Raw genomic sequence first — 20,987 nt, forward strand, 5'->3', positions numbered from 1 at the left:
CCGAGAACATCACGGTGGCGCCGGCGCGCACCAGCAGATCGGTGGCGAATCCGACCGCCGGATTGGCCGTCACGCCCGAAAACGCATCGCTGCCGCCGCACTGCACCCCGACCACCAGCTCCGAGGCCGGGCAGGTTTCGCGGCGGCGCGCGTCGAGCCGCTTGAGGTGCGTCTCGGCGGTGTCAATGATCGAGGCGATCATCGAATCGAAGCCCACGTGCTGCTGGTCCTGCAGGCAGACCACCGACGGTTCGGCCGACGCGGCACCACTGCCGCTGATCGGGATCGACCCCTTGGGAAACAAGCGCGCCGGCGGCAGCTTTTCGCAACCGAGGCTGACGACCATCACGGCCCCGCCAAAGTTGGGGTTCTTGCTGATGTTGCGCAGCGTGCGGATCGGCACCTCGGCGCCCGGCGCGTCGATCGCCACGCCGCAGCCGTAGCTGTGCTCGAGGCCGACCACGTCGTCCACGTTCGGATAGCGCGCCAGCAGCTCGTCCTTGATGCGCCGGACCGCGAAGTCGACCACGCCCGAGACGCACTGCACGGTGGTGGTGATGGCCAGGATGTTGCGCGTGCCGACGCTGCCGTCGGCGTTGCGGTAGCCCTCGAAGGTGTAGCCTTCGAGCGGCGCGGCCGGCGGCACCAGGCGCGTGCCGACCGGCAGGTCGTCGAGGCTGCGCGCCGGCGGCATGCGCAGCACCTTCTCGGACACCCACGCCCCCCTGGCGATGGCGCCGCTGGCGTGCCCGATGGTGACGTTGTAGCGCGTCACCGGGTCGCCCTCGGCCAAGTCGCGCAGCGCCACCTTGTGGCCCTGCGGCACCGCCTCGACCAGCGCCAACCCGTCCGCGAACACGGCGCCGGCCGCCAAGCCGCCATCGTTGGCGACGATGGCGACATTGTCGTTTTCGTGCATCCGGATATAACGGGCGCCGTCGTAATTCATCGTCATCAGGTGTTCCTCTCCAAGCCGTCAAGGCGCGCGCTTCCTCTGAAGCGGCGTCCCGTCCAGTATGCCACACAAGCCCCACGATTGGCTAGTCCACCTTGCAAATTTGGTAGGACCAAATTAGAATGGACCGACCAAACCTTGCATCTGGCTTTGCGTGGCTGATAGTATTGGGCAGCCGCGTTCCATTAAAACGACAAATGAGACAAGCGTGAAAACACAAAACAAACTGTTCGCCGCCCTGACCGCACTTAGCCTGCTCGCCGGCGCCACCCACGCGGCCGGCCCGTACCGCAATCCCGACAACAAGAACCCGCGGGACGTCGGCGAAGGCACGTATCCGGTGCCCTACAAAAAACCGACGGTGGCCGAGATCGGCGAGGCGCTGCACCGCATCCGCGGTTATATGGACGCGACCACGCCGACGCGCGTGGTGCACAAGGCGACCGGCGCCCCGATCACCGACTTCGCCAACCCGGTGGCCGAGGCGATCACCTCGCCGAGCGACGGCGACTTCGGCATCCAGGTCTACGAGATGGGCGTGGTGCACGCGGGCCTGCTGCGCGCCGCCCAGATCACCGGCGACAAACGCTTCACCGACATGACGGCGCGCCACCTCCAGTTTTTCGCCGACAAACTGCCCTACTTCCGGGCGCAGGAACAAAAATTCAAACTCCAACGGGCCAACAGCTTCTCGCGCTTTCTCGATCCGCGCGCGCTCGACGACGCCGGCTCGATGTGCGCGGCCCTGATGCGCGCGCGCGCCGCCGGCATCGGCCCCGACCTGTCGGCGCAGATCGCCGTGTGCGGCGACTGGGTCGCCAATAAGCAGTACCGCCTGGCCGACGGCACGCTGGCGCGCAAGCGTCCGCAAACGAGCTCGCTGTGGGCCGACGACATGTACATGAGCGTGCCCGCGCTGGCCGAACTCGGCCGCATGACGGGCAAGCGCGCCCACTTCGACGACGCCGTGAAAAACGTGCTGCAGATGTCGGCCTATATGTTCAACAAGGACAAGAACATCTACACCCACGGCTGGCACGCCGACAACCCCGACGCGCCGCGCTTCTACTGGGCGCGCGCCAATGGCTGGTCGGTGCTGGCCATGTCCGACCTGCTCGACGTCCTGCCCAAGTCGCACCCCGGCTACAACAAGGTGCTGGCGCAGCTGCGCGCCGCGCTGCACGGCGTGGCCGAGCTGCAGTCGGGCACCGGGCTGTGGCACCAGATGCTCGACCGCAACGACTCCTATCTCGAAGCCTCGGCCAGCGCCATGTTCACCTACACCATCGCGCACGCGATCAACGAGGGCTGGATCAGCGCCGTCGGCTACGGTCCGATCGCCCAGGCCGGCTGGGCCGGGTTGTCGGCGCAGATCAACGCCAAGGGCCAGGTCGAGGGCACCTGCGTGGGCACCACCTTCGCCAGCGACCAGACCTACTACTACAACCGGCCCACCAGCGTCCACGCGCTGCACGGCTACGGCCCGACGCTGCTGGCCGGCGCCGAGATGATCCGCCTGATGAACAATCCGGCGTTCGCGATCGAGCACCGCGTGCGCACCTACCACTATGTGCCCAAGCAGGGCGCCAAGACCGACTACAGCGAACACCACTGATACAAGGAGCAATCCCATGAGGAACAAGCCCATGAAGCCGACCGCACTCCGGCTCGCCCTCGCCGGCCTGCTCGCCGCCCCGCTGGCGCAGGCGCACGAGCAATTGCGCATCACCGCCAGCCACGACCTGGCCATCGCGCGCCCGTCCGAGACCATCACCGTGGCCTGGCCCGAGGTCAACCGCGCCCTGCCCGGCGCGCTGATCCACCGCATCGCCGTGCGCGACGGCGCCGGCCGCGTGCTGGCGCACCAGGTCACCAACGTCGCGCCACAGTCCAAGGACCCGCAAGGGGTGGGCATCGCCTACGGCGAGCTCATTTTCCAGTACAACTTTGGCGCCGGCGAAAAAAGCGCCAGCTTCACGGTCGAGAAAATCGACACGCTCGCGCCCGCGTTCGCGCCGGCCGTCACGGCCCGCTACATCCAGGAGCGGCTCGACGACTTCGCGTGGGAAAACGACATGGTCGCGCACCGCACCTACGGCGCCGCGCTGGGCGCGCCCGCCGTCCCCGGCTCCGGCAAGGAGGTGCTCGCCAGCAGCGGCATCGACATCTGGTTCAAGCGCGTGCCCTACCCGATCGTCGACCGCTGGTACAACAAGGGCCACGACCACTACCACGTCGACGAGGGCGAAGGCATGGACATGTACAACGTCGGCAAGTCGCGCGGCGCGGGCGGCACCGGCGTCTGGGACGGCAAGCGGCTGTACACCAGCCACAACTACAAGTCATGGAAGGTGCTCGCCAACGGCCCGGTGCGGGCGGTGTTTGAACTCACCTACGACGGCTGGGACGCCGGCGGCACCACCGTCTCGGAGGTCAAGCGCTTCACGGTCGACGCGGGCCACCAGTTCGACCGGGTCGCGAGCACCTTCACCTTCGCCGGCGCCGCACCCGTCACGGTCGCCGTCGGCCTTAACAAGAACCCGGCCGACAAGGGCCAGGCGCCAAAAATTGAGATCACGCGCGACGCGGCGCGGGCCAGCCTGCTGCAATGGGTCGAGCAAGCCCACAACGGCGCCTTCGGCACCGCCGTGGTGCTGCCCGGCGCCACCGGATTCACCGAAGACCCGCTGAACCACCTGGTGCTCGCCAGCGTGACCTCGGGCACACCGTTGCACTACTACGTCGGCGCCGCCTGGACCCGCGCCGGCCGCGTGAGCTCGCAAGAGGCATGGAAGGCGCGCGTGGACAACGTCGCCGCGCGCGTCGCCAATCCGGTGCGTGTCGCGCTGGCCGCAGCCCCCATGCCAACCAAGGAAAACCCATGACCACAGCACCGACCAACCCACGCCGCCGCGCCCTGTTGCGCGGCACCTCCGCCGCCGGACTGCTGGCCGCCAGCGGCTGCGCGCAGCTGCCAATGGCCCCGACCGGCGCGGGCGACCCGTGGCTGCGGGCCCAGGCCATCATCGACCGCTTCGCCGTGCCGCACGCGTTCCGCCAGGAGGATTTTCCGATCACCGCCTACGGCGCCAAGGCGGCGACGCTGGCGAGCGTGACCGGCAAGCCCACCGACGAGACCACCGGCAAGATGGATTCGCCCGCGGCCGGCTCGCACGACAACCACGGCGCCATCGCCGCCGCCATCGCGGCCTGCCACAAGGCCGGCGGCGGGCGCGTGCTGATCCAGGCCGGGAACTGGTACTGCGCCGGGCCGCTCGTGCTGCGCTCGAACGTGCACGTGCACCTGGCCGCCGGCGCGCATATCTACTTCAGCGCCAACCCGGCCGACTACGCCAAGTACGGCGACTACCCCTGCGGCGCGAACGGCAATCTGGTGCTGTCGCGCTGGCAGGGCAACGACTGCCTCAATTTTTCGCCGATGGTGTACGCCTACGGCCAGGACAACATCGCCCTGACCGGCGCCGACTGGACCAGCATCCTCGACGGCCAGGGCGGCGTGCCTTTCGAGAGCGGCAACGGCGACTGCTGGTGGGACTGGAAGGGCCGGCACCGTCCCGGCGCGACCCGCACCGAGATCGCCCCCAATCCGAACAACGCGACCACGCTCGAGGCGGTCGCGCCGGCGCTGACGGCGGCCCAGCGCGCGCTGATTCAGGGCGCGGGAGAGCGCTGGCGCAGCGATTCGCGCTACCTGCCGGCGCTGTCGGAGGCGCGCGTGCCGGTGGCGCGCCGCGTGTTCGGCCACGGCCACTACCTGCGCCCCTGCATGATCGAGCTGATCGGCTGCACCAATGTGCTGCTGCAGGGCTACCAGGTGCGCGGCGCGCCGTTCTGGCTGCACCACCCGGTCAACTGCCGCAACCTCCATATCAGCAAGGTCAATCTGGACAGCCTGGGCCCCAACAGCGACGGCTTCGACCCGGAGGCGTGCGACGGCGTGCTGGTCGACGGCTGCGTCTTCAACACGGGCGACGACTGCATCGCCATCAAGTCGGGCAAGAACCTCGACACCCAGTTCGGGCCGACGCGCAACATCGTGATCCAGAACTGCGTGATGAACAGCGGGCACGGCGCGATCACGCTGGGCAGCGAGATGGCGGGCGGAATCGAGAACATCTACGCCCAGAACCTCGAGTTCCGCAACATCAACTGGGCCAGCGACCCGCTCAACACGGCGATCCGGATGAAGACCAATATGAACCGCGGCGGGTTTTTGCGCCATTTTTATGTGCGCAACGTGAGCATCCCGAACGGCGTGCAAACGAGCGGCAAGTTCTACACGCCGCTGCCCGGGTCGGTGATCCCGCCCAAGTCGGTGGCCTCGACCGCCGGCGCCGTCATCACGATCGACTGCGACTACACGCCGGCCGACGACGCCGTGCGCACCCGGCCGCCGACGGTGTCGGACGTGCATATCTCGGGTGTCAGGGTGGGCAATGTGACGACGCCGGGGGCGCAGTATTCGTGTTACCAGGCGATGGTCATTTTGGGGCCGGTGGCGTCTAGCTTCAATGGCGCGCCCGGCACCCCGGTCCTGCCGCTGACCGGCATCACGATCACCGACTGCGACTTCGGGACGCCGCGCAACGCCGCGCAGCCATGGTTTTTGCACAACGTGCGTTCGGTCACGCTCAAGAACGTCACCATTGCGGGCAAGAGCTATTCGACCACGCTTTCGGCCTAAGTCCCGTAACCTTTTTTGACGGTCATATAAATCGCAGGCTAAACCGCAAGTGGCAGGAATCGAGAAACCGATCTTCATCGATACAATAATAGCCGTCATCCTCGCGAAAGCGAGGACCCATGCTGAGCTCGCTTTCATGGGAAAAATATAATCTTCAGGCCCGGGCCCCATTGCCATGTCAAGTTTTTTATCCCGGATAGCCGTGCGCATGCGCAAGGATGACGTTGGCCATTTTTCGATCAATATCCGGTTCGCGATTTCTGCACGTTTTATATCTTTCTCGCATTCTCGCGATACGATTCCAAAGCATTCGTTGAAACGAAAAACGGGCTCCCAGCTTTCACCGGGAGCCCGTTTTCGCTTGCGACAAGCAGTTAGAACTTGTACCGCAAACCAGCCAACACCTCACGTCCGGTCACGTTATTGACCACCACGCTGTTACGCGCGCGGCTGATGAACTGGTCGTTCGCCTCGTTGGTCAGGTTCACCCCTTCGAGCGTCAACTCGAGCTTCGGATTGATCTTGTACGAGACCGACAGATCGACATTGAACGTGCCGTTCTTACCCTCGACGTCGTTGTTGTTCTGCCCCGGCACACGCGTCACAAAGCTCGAGCGCGTCGATGCCGAAACACGCGCGCTGAAGGCGCCGTCATCGTAGTACAAGGTGGCGTTCCAGGATTTCGGCGACAGGTTCAACAGGTCGTCGGTGATCGTCGCGGCGCTGCCCGGCGAAACCACATACTCGATCTTCGATTTGACGAAGGTGTAGTTGAGCAGCGTGCCGAAATTGCGACCGATGCCAGGCAGGAAGGTGAACGGCTGCTGGTAATTGATCTCGAAACCTTTGAGCTTGCCGCCTTCGGTGTTGATCGGCGCCGTCACCGCGAACACTTCGTCGCCCGTGAAGTTGGTCGGCAACAAGCTCATCGGCAAGCCGGTGTCCTTGAACGCGACCTGGCTGCGCAAGCTCTGGATGTAGGTGTCGATGTTTTTCTGGAACAAACCCAGGCCCAGGAAGGCGTTCTTGCCGTAGTTCCACTCGAAGCTCGCGTCCATGGTCTTGGCGCGGAACGGTTTAAGCATCGGATTGCCGCTGGTGATCGTCAGCGTGCCGGTCGAGGCCACCGTGCCGCCGGGGCTCAGGTTGCCCAACTGCGGACGCGACATGACCTTGGCCGCCGCCACCCGCACCAGGAAGTTGTCGGTGACGTTCGCGGCGATGTTGAACGACGGCAGCAGGTCGCTGTAATCGTTGTCGACCGTGACTTCGGTGCCGACGCCGGTGGCCTAGTAGCCGGTTGCGCTCAGCGCGGTCTGGACGTAGCGCGCGCCAAAATTGCCGCGCAACGGAATGGGGCCCAACTGGTGCGTGAAATCGCCCATCAGGTAGACACCCTTGTCCTCCTCGGTGACCGCGCGGTTGTTGCCGCGCGCGGCGCCGTTGGTGGTCGACGACAGCGTGAAGTCGCCGGGTCCGCCCGCCGGGCCGTTCTTGATGCAATTGCAGTAGATGTCGTAGGCCTTGGCGATGGCGTTCAAATTCGGAATGACCCAGGTCGTCGGCGTGCCCGCAGGCATGCCGAGGCTCGATCCGAAATTGGTGACCTGCGTGGTCAGGGCGGCCAGGTCGGCGCCAGCCGGCGGCGCGAAAATCGAGTCGCCCTGGTTCACGCGGCGCGACTCGTAGGAGTTGAAGGTGAATTTCTTGACGTTGACACCGCCCTTGAGGGTCAGTTTGTCGGGCATCACGTCCCAGACCAGGTCGACCTGGCCCACGTCGTTGGTGTTGGTCGCGCCTTGCGGGCGGATCCTGATTTCGCTGGTCGTGGTGTTGGGCACCGAGGACGGCTGCGTGCCCGAGGCGACCACCGGCACGCCCACCAGCTTGAGCGGTCCGCCGGACTGGCTCACGTCGAACGGATAGGTGATCGACGGCAACCGGTCGCTGCTGCGGAAGTCGATGACATAGCCATTGACGTTGGACGCGTCGAGCGTGGTCGTGGTCTGGACCCGATTGCGGAATTTCGACTTGGCCGAGCCGAGCTTGGCGCTGACGCGCAGATCGCACGTGATGTCCTGCTCGATCGTCAGCGTGGGCTGGGTGAAGATGGTGCTCAGTTCGTCGAAACGCGACTCGGCGCGGATGTCGACGCCGTTGTACTTGCCGTAAAGCAGAGCGCCATTGGCGGCGTACTCGGTCTCGAGCACGCTGGTCTGCGGCTTGCCGCCCTGGGTCGCGCTGCGGCTGAACGAGATCGCCTGCAAAAAATCCTCCTGGCGCGTCGCGTCGAGCTTCGCATACAGCATCTCGAGCGTCAGACGGGTGCCGGCGGCGGGCCGCCATTGCATCGCCGCTGTCAGGCCGAGCCGGTCCTGGTCATGCGTGAGGCGGCCGTAGCGCGGCAGGCGCGGCGTGAAGTTGGCCACGCTGCTGGCGGCGCCGTAGGCGGCGATCGCCGCCGGCGTGCCCGCGACGCGCGGCACCCCTTGGGCGGCCGGGCCGCAAGTGGTGGCGGTCGATGTCGCCGGATTGGCCGGGGTCACGCCGAGCGGCGCGCACCATCCGCCCGACGACGGGCCGTTATCCCAGCGCACCGTGCTGAAACCCTCTTCGAGCACCTGGCGCTGCGAGAGCGCGCCCGACACCAGCACCCCGAACTTGCGGTCCTTGCTCGTGTTCGACACCAAAAAGGCCAGCCGCGGGTTGGTCTTGCCGGACAGGTCGTTGTAACGGCCCTTGACCGAGGCGCTCGCATTGAAGCCGCCCTTCATGTCGAGCGGGCGCATGGTCTGCAGGTCGACCGTGGCGCCGAGCGAGCCCTCGTCGACGTCGGCGCTCGAGCTTTTGCGCACCGTAAGCGAGCTGAACAACTCGGAGGCGAACACATTGAAGTCGAAGCCGCGCGAGCGGTTGGCGCCGCCCGAGCTGTCGGTGCCGCCGGTCGTGGCCAGGCCCTCGATGCCGTTGATGGGCACGCGGGTGAAATCCTGGCCCAGGCCGCGCACGGTGATGCCGCGGCCCTCGCCGGCGTCGCGGTCGATGACCACGCCCGGGATGCGCTGCAGCGAGTCGGCCAGGTTGGTGTCGGGGAATTTGCCCATGTCCTCAGAGGCTGAGAGTTTTTCGGGCGTGCCCGAGCAGCCCGCCAGAAAGCGGCAGATCGAGGCGCAAAGCACAGCCATAGCGGGCTATGGCGAGCATTTGCAACGACGAACTGGCGCTTTCTGGCGTGCTGAGCGGGCATGATCGAAAGACTCTCAGCCTCTCAGCCTTGATCACGTCGACCATGCCGTTCTCGTCGCGCTTGGTCTTGAGCGCGCTTTCAAGCGAGGCGCGCAGATTCGCCTTTTTTCTCACTGCGAATCAATTTTAGTGCGATTTTTCCAACAACTGCTAAGCGTCCTGAATTTATTTTTCTCGAATCGATGCGCGGCGCCGTTCCATGGGAGATGGCGTCAGCATAAAATCTGTCAAAACATATTAAAACTCATCATAGTCAGTATAAAAACAAAAAATGGCGATTTCACCCGCGCAGAACAAAACGCTGATATATTAATAAATAGTCTACTAAAAAACAACAATTAGTCCAACCGCATTAATTTTGAATTGTCCAGCATCGAAATTTCGGTCGGTCCAAATGTCCGATTAACGGCATAAGTGACCGATTTTATACAGGTAGTAGCGCAAAATTGGACAGACCACTCACCCGACGCCGATTGAACAAAAAAAACGCCGCGCGAGACTGTCTCGTCGGCGTTGTCCAGGGTTGGGATCAACGAAAAAAAGCGGGGCTTACCCCCCGAACGGCGTCTCGGCGATTCCTTGAACACCCGGGCGCAGCAGCAAGGTGGCGCCGGCCCAGGGGTCGTCCGCCGGCTGGCCGGCGCCGATCGAGGTCACGATCATGGTGTCGAGGCCGGGCCCGCCAAAGCTGCACATCGATGGCTTGGCCATCGGCAGGCCGATCGTGCGGTCGAGCCGTCCGTCGGGGGTGAAGCGCAGGATGCAGCCGGCGTCGTTACCGCAGATCCAGTAGCACCCGTCGACGTCGACCGCCGCGCCGTCGGGCCGGCCGGGATGGACCAGCATGTCGACGAACGGGCGCCGCCCGGACGGCACGCCGCTGTCGGTGTCGTAATCGAAGGCCCACACCTGCTGCACGCTAGGGTGCGAGTCGGACAGGTACATGGTGCGCCCGTCCGGCGAAAACGCGAGCCCGTTCTGCGTCAGCAGGCCAGAGACCATGGGCCCGGACAAGCCGACATCGGCCGCGTAGCGGTACAACTTGCCGTCGGGCCGCGCCAATGCCATGTCCATCACCATGGTGCCGCTCCAAAAGCGGCCCTGGCGGTCGCAGCGGCCATCGTTGAAGCGCATGCCCGGCCCCAGCTCGGGCGGACTGGCCAGGCACCGCTGATCGACCCGCCCGTCGGCGTCGAGACGCAGGCCGAACAGGCCGCTCTCCATGCCGGCAATCAGGCCGCCGTTGGCGCGTTCGGCCAGACAGGCCACCATCTCGGACGTGCTCCAGTGCGCGAGCGTGCCGGCCGCGTCGCAGCGCCAAATGGTGCGCGCGACGATGTCGACCCAATACCAGGCCTGTTCGCGCGCACTCCACATGGGGCACTCGCCGACCGCGCTGCGTTGCGGCCCCAGGCGTTCGATCTCGGTGCCCATGCTCATGCTATCGGTTCGCGGATCTCTTCGTAGCGCGGCACCAGCGCCTTCATGACCATCCATGCGACCAGGTAGGCCAGCGCGCAGCCGGCGAACATGATCGTGTAGCCGGTTTTGATCTGCCCCAGCGCGCCGTAGTGGTCGAACACCCAGCCGCCGATCTTGGTCACCAACACGCCGCCGATGCCGCCAGCCATGCCGCCGATGCCGACCACCGAGGCCACCGAGCGCTTGGGGAACATATCCGACACGGTCGTGAACAGGTTGGCCGACCAGGCCTGGTGCGCCGCCGTGCCGATGCCGATCAGCAGCACCGGCACCCAGAAGCTGATGTAGCCGAACGGCTGGGCCAGCAGCACCACCAGCGGGAACAGCGCGATGACGAACATCGCCTTCATGCGGCCGTCGTAGGGATTGGCGCCCTTGTTCATGAACACGCTCGGGAACCAGCCGCCGCCAATGCTGCCGATCATCGTCATGCTGTACAGGACGGCCAGAGGGATCTGGATCTGGCTGGTAGTCATGCCGTATTGCGCCGAGAGGTATTTGGGCAGCCAGAACAGGAAGAACCACCACACGCCGTCGGTCATGAACTTGCCGAACGCGAAAGCCCAGGTCTGGCGGTAGCCGAGCAAAGCGAACCAGCCCAGCGCCGGGCCTTTGGCGACCGCGCCATCGGTGGTGCCGGCGGCGACATCGTCGGCGTTGATGTAGGCCAGCTCCTCTTTGCTCAGGCGTTTTTGCGCTTCAGGCTTGTCGTAGAAAATCTGCCACAGGGCCATCCAGAAAAAGCCGATCGCCCCGACGACGACGAAGGCGGCCTGCCAGCCCCACGCCGCGGCGATCAGTGGCACGCTGATCGGCGCGAGCACGGCGCCGACGTTGGCGCCCGAATTGAAAATGCCGGTGGCGAACGAGCGCTCCTTCTTGGGGAAGTATTCTGCCGTGGCCTTGATCGCGGCCGGGAAGTTACCCGCCTCGCCCAGGGCCAGCACGGCGCGCGCGATCATGAAGCCGGCGATCGAGACCGGCACCGCGGCCAGGCCGAGCGCGCTCATGACCGTCGCCGCGCCGTTGCCGAGCCCGATGGCGAAGGCATGCATCACCGCCCCGATCGACCAGACGAAAATGGCCAGCATGAAGGCCGCCTTGGTGCCGAGCTTGTCGACCACGCGGCCGGCGAACAGCATCGAGATCGCGTACACGAACTGGAACACGGCGGTGATGTTGGCGTAGTCCGTGTTGGTCCAGCCAAACTCCTTCGACAGGTCGGGCGCCAGCAGGCTCAGGACCTGCCGGTCCAGGTAGTTCACGGTCGTCGCGAAAAACAACAGCGCGCAAATGGTCCAGCGGTAGGTGCCGATTCCTTGCGGCTTCAAGCGGGTGGTGTCAAGTTCTTGCTGCTTCATGATGTCCGGTCTTTATAGTTGTCGTTTATTGAATGCAAAGGGGTCTGCCAAAGGTCCGCGCGACACCGTTCCAGCCGCTTTGTGCGCAAAACCCACCTTGTCCGCGCCGATCTGATTAAAGCGGCAAGATGTTATCAGTCGTCTGACAACCGACGTCGTAGTATAATCAGCGAATTCGCAAATTGCAATCCTTTCGTCCGAATCGCATCCAGGCTCAAAGACATGAACACCTCACCGCTCCCCTCGGCACCGCCAAAGAAGCATCGCAACCTGGCCCAGGGCGTGGTCGCGCACATCTCCGACAACATCCGCAACGGCGAACTCGAACCGGGCGACAAACTGCCGACCGAGTCCGAGATCATGCGCATCCTCGGCGTGAGCAGGACCGTGGTGCGCGAAGCCATTTCGCACATGCAGGCGGCCGGCATGGTCGAGACGCGCCACGGCATCGGCACCTTCGTGCTCGAGCCGGCGGCGCCGCCGGCGCACCTGCTGGGCCTCGACCCGAACACCGTGATCACCATGCGCGACGTGCTGGCCCTGCTCGAGCTGCGCATCAGCCTCGAGACCGAGGCCGCCGGCCTGGCCGCGAGCCGGCGCAGCGAGACGCAGCTGCAGCAGTTGCGCACCGCGCTCGACAGCTTTTTGGCGTGCGCGCGCAACGGCTCCGAGACCGTGGCCTCGGACCTGCAGTTCCACCTGCTGATCGCCGAGTCGTCGTCGAACCGCTATTTCCACGACATCCTGAGCCACCTCGGCACCAACATCATCCCGCGCGCGCGCCTCAATTCGGCCAAGCTGGCGCAGGACGAGCCGTCCGTGTACATGGAGCGCGTGGTCAACGAGCACGAGGACATCTACAGCGCCATCGCGCGCAAGGACCCCGAATCGGCGCGCGCGGCCATGCGCACCCACCTGAGCAACAGCCGCGAACGCCTGCGCCGCGCGCAGGAGCTGTTCGAGAGCCAAGCGCAATAGCGGCCGGCCTTCCCCGCCCAAACAGCGTCGCGCGCAAGCCCGGCGCTGTTTTTATTTGCACGATAAATCCACAACCATCTTGCGATAGGCCATCCTATGTTGTACGATGACTGATAACAGTGGGGCGGATTTCATGCGCGTCACTTAATTACAACCTTACAACGGCGCCCACACCATGTTCACACCACAAGACCTCAAACAGATCCTCTCCTCCGGCCTGCTCTCGTTCCCGATCACCGACTTCGACGCCCAGGGCGATTTTGTCGCCAGCACCTACGCCGACCGCCTCGAGTGGCTGGCCCCGTACGGCGCGACGGCGCTGTTCGTCGCCGGCGGCACGGGCGAGTTCTTCTCGCTCACGCCCGAGGATTACACCCAGGTGGTCAAGGTCGCGGTCGAGACCTGCCGCGGCAAGGTGCCGATCCTGGCCGGCGCCGGCGGCCCCACCCGCACCGCGATCGCCTACGCGCAAGAGGCCGAGCGCCTCGGCGCGCACGGCATCCTGCTGATGCCGCACTACCTGACCGAAGCGAGCCAGGACGGCCTGGTCGAACACGTCGCCGCGGTCTGCAACTCGGTCCAATTCGGCGTGGTCGTCTACAACCGAAACGTCTGCAAGCTCAACGCGCAGTCGCTGCTGCAACTGGCCGACCGCTGCCCCAACCTGATCGGATTCAAGGACGGCGTGGGCGAAATCGAGACCATGGTCAGCATCCGCCGCAAGCTGGGCGACCGCTTCACCTACCTGGGCGGCCTGCCCACGGCCGAGGTGTACGCGTCGGCGTACAAGGCGCTCGGCGTGCCGGTGTACTCGTCGGCGGTGTTCAACTTCATCCCGAAGACGGCGATCGAATTCTACGAGGCGGTCCGCACCGACGACTTCGCCACGACCGAACGCCTGATCGATTCGTTCTTCCTGCCGTACCTCGACATCCGCAACAAGAAGGCCGGTTACGCGGTCAGCATCGTCAAGGCCGGCGCCACGCTGGTGGGCCACACCGCAGGACCGGTGCGCACGCCGCTGATCGACCTCAATCCACAGGAATGCGAACAACTCGACGCGCTGATCAAGTCGCTCGGACCGCAGTAAGCCCCAATCAAAGGACACAATTTTGAACAACACCATCAACGGCAACCTGCTGATCGGCGCGCGCGCCCTGCCCGGCCACGCCGCCGCGTTCAGCGCGTTTAATCCGGCCACCGGCGCCGCGCTCGAGCCGCAGTTTGGCAGCGCGATCATCAGCGACGTCGATCTCGCCTGCGAGCTGGCCGACCAGGCCTTCGACGCCTACCGCGAGACCACGCTCGAACAGCGCGCCGCCTTCCTTGAGCAGATCGCCCAGAACATCATGGACCTCGGCCCCGCGCTGGTCGAGCGCGCGATGCTCGAATCGGGCCTGCCGCAGGGCCGCATCGAGGGCGAACGCGGCCGCACCGTGAACCAGCTGCGCCTGTTCGCCAAGGTTGTGCGCGACGGCCGCTGGCAGGGCGCCACGCTCGACTCGGCGCTGCCCGAGCGCGTGCCGCCGCGGCCCGATCTGCGCCTGCGCAAGATCGCCGTCGGTCCGGTCGTCGTCTTCGGCGCCAGTAACTTCCCGCTCGCGTTTTCGGTTGGCGGCGGCGACACCGCATCGGCCCTGGCCGCCGGCTGCCCCGTCATCGTCAAAGCCCACGGCGCCCATCCGGGCACCTCGGAATTGGTCGGCAAGGCGATCCAGGCGGCTGTGGCCAGTTGCGGCCTGCCCGAGGGCGTGTTCTCGATGCTGCATGGCGACGGGCGCACCATCGGCACCGCGCTGGTGAACCATCCGGCGGTCAAGGCTGTCGGCTTCACTGGTTCGCGCCAGGGCGGCACGGCGCTGATGCGCACTGCGGCGCAGCGCCCCGAGCCGATTCCCGTGTATGCGGAAATGAGCAGCATCAACCCGGTCTTCCTGCTCCCCTGCGCGCTGGAAAACCGCGCCGGTGCGCTCGGTACGTCGTTCATCGATTCGCTCACGCTTGGCGCCGGCCAGTTCTGCACCAACCCGGGCCTCGTGATCGCCCTGGACGGCCCCGCGCTTGAAAGCTTCTGCGCTTCCGCCGCGGCCGCCCTGGAAGAAAAAGGCGCCGCGACCATGCTCACGAGCGGCATCCACAGCGCCTTCACCGAGGGCGTCGCGCGCCTCGCCGGCGCGCAAGGCGTCACGCTGGTCGGGCGCGGCAAGGCCGGTGACGGCCCATGTGCTGGTCGCGCGGCACTGTTCATCACCGATGCGGCCAACTTCGTGGGCAATCCGGCGCTCGAGGACGAGATTTTCGGCGCCAGCTCGCTGGTAGTGCGTTGCAGCGACCTCGAACAGATGCACCAGGTCGCAGCCCACCTCGACGGCCAGTTGACCGCCACCATCATCCTCGACCAGGACGACCGCGACGCGGCATTGGCGTTGCTGCCGCTGCTCGAGCGCAAAGCCGGCCGCATTTTGGTCAATGGCTATCCGACCGGCGTCGAAGTGTCGCACGCGATGGTCCACGGCGGCCCGTTCCCGGCCACCTCGGACAGCCGCAGCACCTCGGTTGGCGCCGGCGCGATCGACCGCTTCCTGCGCCCGGTCAGCTACCAGGATCTGCCCGCGTACCTGTTGCCGGCGGCGCTGCAGGAGAACAACCCGCAGCAACTCTGGCGCGTGCGCGACGGCGAGCTGGTAAAAGCCTGATCGACTGCCGCTCAATTGAAAAAGCCACCGCGATGTTTGCGGTGGCTTTTTTGTTTTCGCGCGCGCCGAATTTGCATGTCCAGTAGTGTCAGAATCCGAGACCACCAAAAACGCTAATATGTAAAATCAACGTCGTCCTCGCGGAGGCGGGGATCCATGCTGAGCATGCAAATTTGCGTTTTTAAAATGTTGGGGCGCACGGTTCCCATACCTGAAGGCTTGGACTCCGCGTATAGGCGAGCTCAGCATGGGTCCCCGCCTTCGCGAGGATGACGTTGGCTGTTGTATCGATGACGATCGTCGACTTCTGCAGCGGTTAACAGAAGTATTCACATCAATCCGATGGCAATAAAATTATCCCGGACAGCCGTGCGCGGAGGCGGGGATCCAAAGAACAGTTTCTATGCGCTACCGCTCCATGGATCAACGCGGGGGCGCCGAGCCCTCCGCGAGGACGATCTGGTTCAGGCCTGGTTAGTTGTCGCTGGCAAGCCGCTCGCCAAGGTAGGCGCGATATTGTTTGATCCGCCCGGTCACGCCGGCAGCCCCCTGGCGCGGCGTGTAGCGCAGGCCCGCCACCTCGACCGGCTTGCCCAGGTCGATGATCAGGCGGTGCGGATGCTCGGCGCGCGCCGCCGCGCCGCTGTAGGCGCTGTGCCAGTGGTCGGTGGTTTGCCCGTTGATGGCGTTCAGTGCGGAGCCGTCCTCCTTGCGCGCCTCCTCGCTGCTGGCGTATGCGATGGTCCAGTTGGACTGGTTGAGCGTCTTGCCGTTTTTGTCGAGCAAGGCGATCTCGGCGACGGCGGCGAAATTCTTTCCATCGAAGGCATTGAGCGACTCGAGGCAGAACTGGCGCCCACTGGCCGGCGCGGCGAACATCACGTCCTGGGTCGCGGCGCCCGGCGCGAACGCCCCCTCGTGCACCGGCGCCACGCCCTCGAGCCGGAGCTTGGCCTTGCCGAGCGCGCGCGCCAGGTCGTTTTTTGGCTGCAGCTGGTCGAGGATCGGCGTGCGCAAACCGGCCATGCGCGCGCTTTGCGGGCCGGTCAGGTCCAGCACCACGACCTCGTTGCGGCCGCGTTTGATCCACGGCCCCGGCAGGTACATGGTCTGGGTCGGCCCGATGCTCCAGTAGCGCCCCAGGCAGCGGCCGTTGATCCAGACGATGCCCTGGCCCCAGCTCGCCATGTCGAGGAAGGTGTCGCCGGTGCTTCCGACCTCGAAGCTGCCGCGCCAGAACGCCGGCCCCTTGGCGCGCCCTGCCTTGAACGCGAGCGGCGGCAGCACGCCGTCGGCATCGAAATCGATGGCGCGGATTTCCCAGTTCTCGAGCGGCTGCGGCGCGCCATTGGCGGGCGTGAACGTGACCGGGCCATGCAGGCCCTTGCGGTCGTGGATCTCGACGCCAAAATTGACGCGGGCGATGGTGTACAGCAGGATCTCGACCGTGACGGACTTGGTGCGCGCGGCCACATCGACCCGGTAGCGGCGATGGCGCGTGTCCATCGTGCCGACCTGCACGCCGTCGACGAAGACCCAGGCCAGGTCACGCGCCTTGGCCGCCTCCAGCACGCCGGCGGGTCCGGCCGGCAGCGTGACGCGGTAGGCCACCAGGCCGCGGCTGATGTCGTAGTGCTCGATCGGCTTGGGCGAGACATCCTTGACCACCTTGCGCGGCAGGCTGGCAAACACCGATGCCGACTCCTTCAGGGCGAAGGGCGCGATCGCGATGACCGGCATGGGTGCCGGGGCCGGAGGCAAAACCTCGCCTGGCGCGAGGAACCGCGTCATGCCGTCGCGGTAGGCCTCAAACTTGGCGCCCACCCATCCCGCCTCGCTGATCGGCGCGTCGTAGTCGTAGCTGGTGGTGTCGGGACGGAAGGGACGGTCGCAACCGCCCCACAGACCGAAGGTGGTGCCGCCATGCGCCATGTACAGGCTGAACGAGCCGTTCGCCTTGAGCATGGTGGCGATGTCGGCCACTGCCTTGCTAGCGTCGCCGCGGCGGTGCGGCGCGCCCCAGGTGTCGAACCAGCCGGAATAGTATTCGCCGCACATCAGCGGCCCCTTCTGTACCGCGGCGAGCTTGGCGAAGCCGGCCTGCGGGTCGCTGCCGAAATTGGCGACCGAGAACAGCTCGGGCAGGTGCGACTTGACCACCGCGTTGGTCGGATTGCATTGGAACAGCGGCACCTCGAACTTCGCGTCGAGCAAAGCCTGGCGCATCACGCGCAGGTAGTCGAGGTCGTCGCCAAAAAAGCCGTATTCGTTTTCGACCTGGACCATCAGGATCGGCCCGCCCCGCGTCACCTGCTGCGGCCCGAGCGCGCGCCCGACCTCCTTCAGCCAGCGCCGCGCCGGCCGCACAAAGGCGTCGTCGCGCGTGCGCAGGAAGGCGTCGCCGTCGTGCTTGAGCAACCACCACGGCAGGCCGCCCATCTCCCATTCTGCGCAGGCGTAGGGGCCGGGCCGCAGGATCACCCACAGGCCCTCCTTTTGCGCGAGGCGGCAAAATTCGGCGGCGTCGCGCTGGCCCTGCCAGTCGAAGCGGCCTTCGCGCCACTCGTGATAGTTCCAGAACAGGTAGGCGCAGACCGTGTTCAAGCCCATCGCCTTGATCGCCTGCAGGCGGTGGGTCCAGTACTCGCGTGGCACGCGGGCGAAATGGATTTCGCCGCAGCGGATTTGGATGCGTTTGCCATCGAGCAGAAAGTCGTTTTCGCCGATGGAGAATCGTGGCGCATCGGCCGCGTCGTGGGCGCTGCGGGCCAGCGGGAGAAGCGCGCCGCCGAGGGCGGCGGCGGCGCCCTGCATCAGGCGCCGGCGTGGAATGGTGGTTGTCATGAATTCCCTTATTGTGTGCTTAGCGCTCGAGGAAGCGGTGCATTTCGGCGGCGGCCAGCAAGAAGGCGCCCACGCCGAACGGCGCGGTCGACTCCTGGTTGACCACCTGTCCCAGAATAGCGCGCTCGCCGATCGGCTGGATGTAGCCGAGTTTTCCATTCGGCTGCAATGCGACCTTGCTCAGGTAGGTCCAGCTCTTGTTGACGACCGGGGTGTACTCGGCTCTGTCGAGGATGCCGTTATTGATCCCCCACAGATAGCCGTAGGTAAAGAAGGCGGTGCCACTGGTCTCGCGGCCGGGCGCGTGCGCCGGGTCGAGGATGCTGCGGGTCCAATAGCCCTCCGGCTGCTGCGAGGCCTTGAGGGCCTTGGCCATCTGCTGGTAGCGCCGCAAGAACAGCGCGTGGCTCGCGTGCGTCTTGGGCAGCTCGGCGAGCACCTTGGCCAGCCCGGCGAACACCCAGCCGTCTCCCCGGGCCCAGAAGTCCTTGCCGCCATTCGCGCTCTTGTGCTTCGGGTAGACGTACTTGGCGTCGCGGTAGTACAGGCCGGCTTCGGCGTCGAACATCAACTGGTCGGCAAACAGAAAATACTCCTGCAGCTTGTCGAGATAGCGCCGCTCGCCCGTGACCTTGTGCAGCTTGACCATCAACGGCATGACCATGTAAAGACCGTCGGCCCACCACCAGTAATCGTCTTTGGCGGTGCGCATCTGATAGTCCATGACCTCGAGCGCGCGCGCGATCTTGCGTCCATCCTTGCGCGGGTCGAGCTGGTACAGGTCGACATAGGTCTGGAAGCAAATCTGCCAGTCGCCGAACAACACGTGTTCGGCGGACTCGCCGTAGTTGTACTTCCATTTGGCCTTGTTGGTCGAGTTGGCGGCCGAACTCCACTTGTTGTGCTCGGCCCAGGCGGTGGAATAGCCGCGCCAGGCTTCATTGCCGGTCATGCGGTAGGCCTCCATGTTGCCGGTATGGTAGGCGGCCACGTCCCAGAACGCCGACTGTTCTGGTGCCTTGCCGCTCTGCCAGTAATTGTTGGCCAGTTCGAGCGCGGCGCGCACCTCGGCCTTGGTCGCGACGGGTTGCGGGGCGTTTGGCTTATCGGCGCGCCATACCAACACCTGCACCGTGCTTGACTTCACGCTGGCGAGGCCCTCGCCGTCGACCTGGCGCACATCCTGCAAAAAGAGATTGAGTTCGCCACGGTCGCGCCACAACTCGGTGTCAAAGCTCGGCTCCCAGGCGCCCACCGGCGTGTTTGTTAAATCGTGCACCGACCAGCCGCCCGGGCGGAAGTCGTCGATGCGCACGACCGACACCTTGCTGCCACGCTCCTCGTCACGGAAAACCAGCACGCCAGACGGCTTGTCCTGCTGGATGTCGACCATGATCTGCGGACGCGAAATCGGAATCGCCTTGGTTCCGTGCCCGCTCAGGGAGAACGGCTTGGCGCGGAAGTCCAGGCTCAGGCGCTTCCAGGCGCCACCGGAATGGAACACCACTTGGTATTGCGGCACCGTCGAACCGGCCTCGCGCCAGTAACTGGCGATGTAGGGGTTGCCGTGCTTGTCGGCCGCCATCGAGGTCTGGTTGATCAACTCGCTGTTTTGCGCAATCCGCATCGCGTATTCGGCGCCAGCGGCCGTGATCGGCAACTGGTAGGCCGTGCCGTCCGATCTGGTCCAGCTCACCCCGCCGTCGCGCGAGCGGGCGTAGCCCATGTCGTGGTTGCTGGCGACGTCGGGCGATTCACGCCAGACCCAGGACAGGTGGAAGGTGCCCTTGTGGTCGAGGAAGGCTTGCCAGTAGGCGTTGCGCTTGCCCTCCCCTCCGATCAGATTGTTGTGTAGCCGCGTCCAGGCGCCGCTCGCGAGGTCGTAGCGGTTCATGACCAGATTGCCACGGCCGGAACCGCCGTCCCGATATAGAAACAGCAGATTGCCGTCGGGCAGGCGATGGAATTCCGGGTAGGTCACTGCGGCCTCGTCGCTGCCGATCATCGGCGTTTTTGCGTTCAGGTCCAGCGAGCCGGGACTGGCGCCGCGCGCATAGCGCAGGCGGTTGTTGTGCTGGTCCCAGGCCATGTGCAGATGACCGGCGCCATCGACCATGATGCTGATGCTGTTGTGGGCGTCGGCGGCGTTGCCGCGGTGGGCGCTGCGCTTGAGCGCCCAGGCGTCGGCGCCGAGCGCGCGCTTGCCGAGCACCACATAGCCGTCCTTGTCGTAGAAGGCGATGTACTGGGTTTGGCCGTGGGTGACCAGGGAGTTTTTGCGGAACACGGTCGCGTTGACCGAGTTGGCGGCCCAGCCCTGGGCCACGTCGACGATGCGTGCGGCGTTTTGCGGCGGGCTCGTGGCGCAGCCGCCGAACAGCGCTGCGGCCAAAAGAACGACAACGAAAACATAACCACCGCCGTCATTCACGCGCATACCGAATCTCTCATTCACGCGCAAACCACCGTCGTCATTCCCGCGAAGTGCAAACGCGCGCGTTTGCCCCATATTGAGCCGGAACAGATCTAGGACATGAATCATTTGCAATCCAACTATAAAAAATCGTCGCTGTTCGCGTCCAAAATGTGGTGGGCAGCGTAACTGGACGCTCATCATGGGTTCCCGCTTTCGCGGGAATGACGGGTGTGGTTTGCGCGGGAATGACGGGCTTTTCCGCCTCCGCGGGAAAGACGATGTGTATATGGAAGCGACGTGTGGC

13 protein-coding genes and 1 pseudogene are annotated in these 20,987 nt (G+C 65.3%); 6 read left to right on the plus strand and 8 right to left on the minus strand.

The features are described from left to right. Nucleotides 1-955, minus strand: a 955-nt coding sequence (locus C7C56_RS26800; protein ID WP_370660250.1) for a UxaA family hydrolase, incomplete at its 3' end; no start/stop codon positions are given. Nucleotides 956-1,163: 208 nt separating this feature from the next. Between C7C56_RS26800 and C7C56_RS26805 the strand changes: the two genes are divergently transcribed. The 3 genes from C7C56_RS26805 to C7C56_RS26815 are packed head-to-tail and all read left to right on the plus strand — an operon-like array spanning nucleotide 1,164 to nucleotide 5,660. Beyond that, nucleotides 1,164-2,570 (plus strand): glycoside hydrolase family 88/105 protein, encoded by a 1,407-nt coding sequence (locus tag C7C56_RS26805; RefSeq protein ID WP_106760394.1) that lies wholly within the window; start codon nucleotides 1,164-1,166, stop codon nucleotides 2,568-2,570. Nucleotides 2,571-2,586: 16 nt separating this feature from the next. After that, nucleotides 2,587-3,840 carry a DUF4861 family protein gene (locus C7C56_RS26810; RefSeq protein ID WP_229459021.1) on the plus strand — a complete coding sequence of 418 codons (1,254 nt, stop codon included), beginning with the start codon at nucleotides 2,587-2,589 and terminating at the stop codon, nucleotides 3,838-3,840. Beyond that, nucleotides 3,837-5,660, plus strand: coding sequence for a glycoside hydrolase family 28 protein (locus tag C7C56_RS26815; RefSeq protein WP_106760396.1), 1,824 nt, complete (start codon nucleotides 3,837-3,839; stop codon nucleotides 5,658-5,660). The genes C7C56_RS26810 and C7C56_RS26815 overlap by 4 nt, the downstream gene beginning before the upstream one ends. A 374-nt stretch (nucleotides 5,661-6,034) precedes the next feature. Here C7C56_RS26815 and C7C56_RS26820 read toward each other — a convergent pair. The 5 genes and pseudogenes from C7C56_RS26820 to C7C56_RS26840 all read right to left on the minus strand — a co-directional run. After that, nucleotides 6,035-6,922: pseudogene (locus C7C56_RS26820) on the minus strand (TonB-dependent receptor domain-containing protein); the annotation flags it as partial. 27 nt (nucleotides 6,923-6,949) lie between these two features. Further along, nucleotides 6,950-8,764, minus strand: coding sequence for a TonB-dependent receptor (locus C7C56_RS26825; RefSeq protein ID WP_181373376.1), 1,815 nt, complete (start codon nucleotides 8,762-8,764; stop codon nucleotides 6,950-6,952). Between the two features lie 4 nt (nucleotides 8,765-8,768). After that, nucleotides 8,769-9,020 carry a hypothetical protein gene (locus C7C56_RS29215; RefSeq protein WP_181373377.1) on the minus strand — a complete coding sequence of 84 codons (252 nt, stop codon included), beginning with the start codon at nucleotides 9,018-9,020 and terminating at the stop codon, nucleotides 8,769-8,771. A 435-nt stretch (nucleotides 9,021-9,455) separates the two neighbouring features. Further along, nucleotides 9,456-10,340 carry an SMP-30/gluconolactonase/LRE family protein gene (locus C7C56_RS26835; protein WP_181373380.1) on the minus strand — a complete coding sequence of 295 codons (885 nt, stop codon included), beginning with the start codon at nucleotides 10,338-10,340 and terminating at the stop codon, nucleotides 9,456-9,458. Nucleotides 10,341-10,342: 2 nt separating this feature from the next. Then, nucleotides 10,343-11,749, minus strand: coding sequence for an MFS transporter (locus C7C56_RS26840; RefSeq protein WP_106760400.1), 1,407 nt, complete (start codon nucleotides 11,747-11,749; stop codon nucleotides 10,343-10,345). Nucleotides 11,750-11,971: 222 nt separating this feature from the next. On the opposite strand from C7C56_RS26840, the gene C7C56_RS26845 reads away from it, so the two are divergent. From C7C56_RS26845 to C7C56_RS26855, 3 genes are all read left to right on the plus strand, one after another. Beyond that, complete coding sequence (locus C7C56_RS26845) at nucleotides 11,972-12,727, plus strand: FadR/GntR family transcriptional regulator (RefSeq protein ID WP_106760401.1); 756 nt, start codon at nucleotides 11,972-11,974, stop codon at nucleotides 12,725-12,727. Between the two features lie 175 nt (nucleotides 12,728-12,902). Continuing rightward, nucleotides 12,903-13,817, plus strand: a complete 915-nt coding sequence (gene kdgD / locus C7C56_RS26850; protein ID WP_106760402.1) for a 5-dehydro-4-deoxyglucarate dehydratase — start codon at nucleotides 12,903-12,905, stop codon at nucleotides 13,815-13,817. Between the two features lie 22 nt (nucleotides 13,818-13,839). Beyond that, the gene (locus C7C56_RS26855) at nucleotides 13,840-15,423 is read left to right on the plus strand and encodes an aldehyde dehydrogenase (NADP(+)) (protein ID WP_229459022.1); all 1,584 of its coding nucleotides are present in this window, start codon (nucleotides 13,840-13,842) and stop codon (nucleotides 15,421-15,423) included. Nucleotides 15,424-15,897: 474 nt separating this feature from the next. Here the strand turns inward: C7C56_RS26855 and C7C56_RS26860 are convergent, their stop codons facing one another. Both C7C56_RS26860 and C7C56_RS30215 read right to left on the minus strand, forming a co-directional pair. Beyond that, nucleotides 15,898-18,267 carry a beta-galactosidase gene (locus C7C56_RS26860; RefSeq protein ID WP_106760403.1) on the minus strand — a complete coding sequence of 790 codons (2,370 nt, stop codon included), beginning with the start codon at nucleotides 18,265-18,267 and terminating at the stop codon, nucleotides 15,898-15,900. A gap of 19 nt (nucleotides 18,268-18,286) precedes the next feature. Continuing rightward, on the minus strand, nucleotides 18,287-20,704 hold the full coding sequence (locus C7C56_RS30215; RefSeq protein ID WP_229459023.1) for a BNR-4 repeat-containing protein: 2,418 nt from the start codon (nucleotides 20,702-20,704) through the stop codon (nucleotides 18,287-18,289). Nucleotides 20,705-20,987: the final 283 nt, after the last annotated feature.

The sequence above is a fragment of the Massilia glaciei genome (genome assembly GCF_003011895.2).
In the GTDB taxonomy this organism is placed as follows: domain Bacteria; phylum Pseudomonadota; class Gammaproteobacteria; order Burkholderiales; family Burkholderiaceae_D; genus Telluria_A; species Telluria_A glaciei.

Bases quoted from the DNA above. Each gene is read 5' to 3' on its own strand.
- C7C56_RS26840 (WP_106760400.1), bottom strand. From the start codon at position 11,749: ATGAAGCAGCAAGAACTTGACACCACCCGCTTGAAGCCGCAAGGAATC.
- C7C56_RS26845 (WP_106760401.1), top strand. From the start codon at position 11,972: ATGAACACCTCACCGCTCCCCTCGGCACCGCCAAAGAAGCATCGCAAC.
- C7C56_RS26810 (WP_229459021.1), top strand. From the start codon at position 2,587: ATGAGGAACAAGCCCATGAAGCCGACCGCACTCCGGCTCGCCCTCGCC.
- C7C56_RS26835 (WP_181373380.1), bottom strand. From the start codon at position 10,340: ATGGGCACCGAGATCGAACGCCTGGGGCCGCAACGCAGCGCGGTCGGC.
- C7C56_RS26860 (WP_106760403.1), bottom strand. From the start codon at position 18,267: ATGACAACCACCATTCCACGCCGGCGCCTGATGCAGGGCGCCGCCGCC.
- C7C56_RS30215 (WP_229459023.1), bottom strand. From the start codon at position 20,704: ATGCGCGTGAATGACGGCGGTGGTTATGTTTTCGTTGTCGTTCTTTTG.
- kdgD (WP_106760402.1), top strand. From the start codon at position 12,903: ATGTTCACACCACAAGACCTCAAACAGATCCTCTCCTCCGGCCTGCTC.
- C7C56_RS26825 (WP_181373376.1), bottom strand. From the start codon at position 8,764: ATGGGCAAATTCCCCGACACCAACCTGGCCGACTCGCTGCAGCGCATC.
- C7C56_RS26815 (WP_106760396.1), top strand. From the start codon at position 3,837: ATGACCACAGCACCGACCAACCCACGCCGCCGCGCCCTGTTGCGCGGC.